Source organism: Duncaniella sp., assembly GCF_029054785.1.
Lineage (GTDB): Bacteria > Bacteroidota > Bacteroidia > Bacteroidales > Muribaculaceae > Duncaniella.
Genome location: NZ_JAIDEN010000016.1, coordinates 1 through 2,812, shown reverse-complemented (window position 1 = coordinate 2,812; position 2,812 = coordinate 1). Strand labels below are relative to the sequence as shown.

3 protein-coding genes are annotated in these 2,812 nt (G+C 52.1%); 2 read left to right on the top strand and 1 reads right to left on the bottom strand.

Annotated elements, in window-relative coordinates:
• The first annotated feature begins 86 nt into the window (after positions 1-86).
• Both K2H17_RS00530 and K2H17_RS00525 read left to right on the top strand, forming a co-directional pair.
• Positions 87-569, top strand: a complete 483-nt coding sequence (locus K2H17_RS00530) for a threonine/serine exporter family protein (protein ID WP_300130131.1) — start codon at positions 87-89, stop codon at positions 567-569.
• 104 nt (positions 570-673) lie between these two features.
• Positions 674-1,576: a LysR substrate-binding domain-containing protein gene (locus K2H17_RS00525; protein WP_300130128.1), complete on the top strand. Its 903-nt coding sequence runs from the start codon at positions 674-676 to the stop codon at positions 1,574-1,576.
• 37 nt (positions 1,577-1,613) lie between these two features.
• Here K2H17_RS00525 and K2H17_RS00520 read toward each other — a convergent pair.
• Positions 1,614-2,812: prolyl oligopeptidase family serine peptidase (locus K2H17_RS00520; RefSeq protein WP_300130125.1), on the bottom strand; the 1,199-nt coding region annotated here is incomplete at its 5' end.

Here is a 2,812-nt window from a genome sequence, read left to right as displayed (position 1 = left end):
ATTCAGAGCCATATCCACCTCAAAACTTTCGCTCAGATTTTAACTATTGTTTTTAAACAACCTCTTATACCTATTCAAGATCTGTTATGCTGATTGAATTTCTTCAGGATGCGTTTTTCGCTGCGATAGCCGCTATCGGCTTTGCCGCTATCAGCAATCCTCCCCGCAGAGCTTATCTGTATTGCGCGCTCATAGCCGCCGCAGGCCATTCGACACGCTTTCTTCTGATGAACGACGCTCTGACCGGGATGCACATCGTGCTTGCAACCACTCTTGCCTCCCTGCTTGTCGGGATTCTTGCCGTCCTGTTTTCTCCTGTTGTCCGTACTCCTGCCGAGACCTGCCTCTTTCCATCGCTCTTGCCGATGATCCCCGGCATTTATGCCTACCGTACATTCGGAGGCCTTGTGATGTGTCTTTATCAGGGACAGGAAGCCGGATTCGGCCATTATTTCTATCTATTCGCAAGCAATGGCCTGACCTGCCTGTTCATTCTCCTCGGAATGGTCATCGGTGCGACCATACCGATCTTCCTCATGAAAAATATATCTTTTCAGGCCACACGATGAAGGCACTTTATCACGTTGTGTATTAAACACCCTCTAAAAAGCAAGTGTTTGCCATCAGAATGCAGGCCATCACGTTTCACTCATTTTTTATGTCCGATTGACACATGGAATTGCGTCAGCTAAAATATTTTGTAAAAGCCGCTGAGACACTTAATTTCTCAGAAGCCTCAAGAGCCCTGTTCATAACCCAGAGCACCTTGTCGCAGCAGATCAAACAGCTTGAGCAGGAACTCGGCACTCCGCTGTTTCAGCGCGACAGCCATCGCGTCAGCCTCACGGAGGCCGGAAGCGAGCTGCTTCCTTATGCGGTCCGCACCCTTCGCGCTTCACAGCTGTGTTTGGAGCGGATGAACGATCTGCGTGAACTGCTTGCCGGGACTCTCAACATCGGGGTGACTTATTCATTCAGCCCGATCCTGACGGAGACACTGCTCGATTTCATGAAACTCTATCCCGGAGTGAAACTCAACATCTACTATAAGCCGATGGCCGAGCTGATGGACATGCTCGTAGAGCGTGAGGTCGATTTTCTTCTTGCGTTCAAGCCGAAGGACACTCTGGCCTGTGTCGAGTCCCACAGTCTGTTTCAGAACTATCTGACCGTTGTTGTCAACAGTTCCCATCCGCTGGCCTCCAAAAGCAAGGTCACTCTCGCGGAACTTGCGCAATATGATCTTGCGCTGCCCACCCGCGGCCTTCAGGCGAGAAACTATTTTGACGCCGTAATCGCACCGCGCGGACTCGACATGCGTGTCCGAATAGAGCTTAACGAAGTCAACATCTTGCTTAAACTGATAAGTTGCAGCAATCTGGCCACTGTATTGGCCGAGGCCACAACCCATAATGTGCGCGGAGTCAAAGCCGTGCCTCTTGACATTCCGGCCAATGAAATGACCGGATGCGTCCACACTCTGCGTGATAGTTACCACAAACGCTCCATGTGTGAGTTCCTGAAAATGCTGAGCGAATCAGCAGCCATACGCGAACGAGTCAACGCATGGCTGTGATTCGCCATCAGTCATTTTACACTTGTCAGTGCGCTTGTCAGAGTGGTTTTTTCGGATAGAGCGCTTCCCACCAGGAGGGATCGTCTTGCAGATATTTTGCAAACCATGCGAAGATTGTCTCCTGCCATTGTTTGCGTTTGTTGAACTCGGTCACCTGATGGTTGGCCCCTCTGACTGCGACAAAGGCAGTCTCCCGGCCCAAGCGTTTGAGGGCTGTGTACATCTGGATACTTTCTCCGACAGGTACGTTGGTGTCGGCATCTCCGTGAAGGAACAGCAGCGGGGTGTGGATCTTGTGGGCATTGTAGAGCGGGCTGCGTTCAACGAATAGATCCTTGCGGGTCCAGGGATAGCTGTCGGCCATGCAGACTTCGCTGTAAGAATAGCCCCAGTAGCCTTCGCCCCAGTAGCTGGTGTGGTCACTGATACCGGCGTGAGAGATTCCGGTTGCAAAAATGTCGGTCTTGGTCTGGAGATACTGCGTCATGAAACCGCCGTAGGAAGCTCCTATACAGCCGATCTTGTTTCCGTCAACCCATGAGTGACTGGCGGTAAAGGCCTTGACAGCGTCAATTATGTCATCGGCAACGCCTTCTCCAGCGGTGTTGACATGATGTGCGCCATATTCCTGTCCGAATCCTGAACTGCCTCTGGGGATGACCACGAGGACCACATAGCCGTGGGCGGCATAGACATGGTGGGGATAGCGGCTTTCAAACATGCGGCTTGTCGGGCTGCATCCGCCGTAATAGTTTACGATCATCGGATATTTTTTCGACGGATCGAATTCCGGAGGGAGCACATAGCGGACGCTGAGGCTGTCGCCGCGTGATGTTACGAAGGGCCAGGCTTTGCATTCGCCGATGCGGATCCCCTTCAGGCGTTCGCTGCTGAGGTCCTCGATAAGGGTCTGGCGTCCGTTTTTCAGGTTGACGGAGTAGAGACGGTCTGAGTTTGAAGCTCCCTGGCCGGTATATACGAGGGTCTGGGCTGTTGTCGGCAGACTGAACGACATGACATATTCTTCCGAGGCTTTGAGATCGTCGATACGTCCGTTGGCAGGGTTGACGCGGTAAAGAGATTTCCGGTCGCGGTTTTCGGCTGTGAAATAGATGCTGCCGTCGGCTTTGTTCCATGCGAAATCCTTGATTGACGGGTTGAAATCGCGGGTTAGGGGAGTGACTTTCTTAGTCGCGACATCCATGACATAGAGTTGGTTGTCATACATGTTGGGAG